Below are 1,673 nucleotides of genomic sequence, written 5' to 3'. Positions count from 1 at the left end.
CCTGCATTCCCCAAGTGGCGTGTCGTTTGAGGTGAAGATCGCCTGTATCCGAGCGCTAGACAAGGATTTTCTGCCGCAAGCGGCACCTGCGGTCGCGCAGACTGCTGGATCTGGACGGATCAGACCGCGAAGCCGCTGTTTCCTTGCCCAGGGGCGGCGTTTTTCAGCGCAGCGGACAGATCTGTCCAGCCGCTTTCGTTCAGTTTGAGCGTGGATCGCGATCATGCGCATAGCGGTGGCGCTCGCAATCGGCGGATAGCGGCGAGGATGGCGCGTACCATCGTGCCGGTGACAGCGACCTCGGCCAGCTGGAAGGTGATGGTGCGGGCGTGACGGACCACACGTGCCCCGATCTTGATCAGCTTCAGTTGCAGGCTGGTCAACGACCAGTCGGCCATGGCCTCGGGCAGCTCGATGCAGCGCAAGAAGGTGGCCAGGTTGTACGCCAGGGCGTGCAGTTGCAGCCGCACCTCATTGTCGCGGAACTTCCGGCACGACAGCCGCGTCCAGCGAAAGGCGTATTTGCCCTCTTTGATGTGCTGCTCGGCGGTGCCGCGCTGGTTGTAGAACCGCACCACCCAGTCCGGCTCCATCGGCAGGTTGGTGACGATGAAGCCGACACGCGGGAACAGTTCGCCCGGATGCCATTCGATCTTGGCGATCACCCGGCGTTCCTTGTCCCAGGACGCCGCCTGATACTCGAATTCCTCGAAGAACCGCTTGACCTTGGTCAGTGACGGCCGCCCGACAGGGCGCGTTAGCCGATGCGCGATCTTGTCCTTGAGGACCGCGTTTGCGGGCAGCCGGATGGCGTAGAAGAACCGCGCTTCTTCCAATCGCTCATAGATCGCCGGGATCGCGTAGGCAGCATCGGCCCGGAAGAACCTGCCACCAAGGTCGCGCTCCGCGTAGCGCGCAATGACGGGGTCGAGAACATCACGCCAGCCATCGGCGCTGTGGACGTTGCCATGGCGCAGGGCGCAGCGTTCCAGCATCCCGAACTGGTTGAACAGAAAGTTGGGGTGATAGCAGCTACAGTCGAAATGGCCATTCCAGGCGGACCCTTCCTGGTCGCCATGGGTCGGGCTGACCGAGCTGTCCATGTCCAGAACGATGTACTTCAGCCCGTTACGGTCATGGAACCGGTCGATCCATTGCCCGTTCAGGTCGGCCAGCGCGGCACGGTTCCCGGCCAGAGCCAGCGTCTCGGTCTCGAACCGTCCCATCTGCGATGCCGAGGCCGCTTGTGCATCGACCGCTCTGCCGCCGACAACTTGGCGCATGACCGGATCGCAGGCGAGACGGTTGGCGTCGTTGACATCCTCGTATCCGGCCAGCCGCCCAAAGACTGATTGCCGGAACAGGCCGTCGAGCCGATGGACCGTGTTCTTGCCAGAGCGAGTATCGCGCAGCGCCGCTGACGCCAAATCGGACAACCCGAGCGCGTCATCAAGCTCGCGCATCACCAGAAGGCCGCCGTCGGAACTGAGCTGCGTGCCGCGAAATTCCAGCCGCACGCGAGGGTCGAAATCCACCCGATCTGCCCGTTGCAAGCCCGCACCCTCTGGGTGATCCATGAAACGCGCCCATCGCAGCCTTCAACACCATGTTTTATATAGGAAATGTAATGGTCAGGACAGCGAAATCAGCGCCTTACTTGGGAAATGTGGGTT

The 1,673-nt window shown here is 62.3% G+C and carries 1 protein-coding gene; it reads right to left on the bottom strand.

Annotation, left to right across the window (positions count from 1 at the left end):
* Positions 1-221: 221 nt before the first annotated feature.
* Complete coding sequence (locus CDV49_RS13570; RefSeq protein WP_006473457.1) at positions 222-1,577, bottom strand: IS1380-like element IS1247 family transposase; 1,356 nt, start codon at positions 1,575-1,577, stop codon at positions 222-224.
* Between the last annotated feature and the right edge of the window lie 96 nt (positions 1,578-1,673).

The organism is Haematobacter genomosp. 1, assembly GCF_002196855.1.
In the GTDB taxonomy this organism is placed as follows: Bacteria; Pseudomonadota; Alphaproteobacteria; order Rhodobacterales; family Rhodobacteraceae; genus Haematobacter.
Note: the sequence above shows the minus strand (reverse complement) of the source record. Positions and strands in the feature narration are given on the sequence as shown.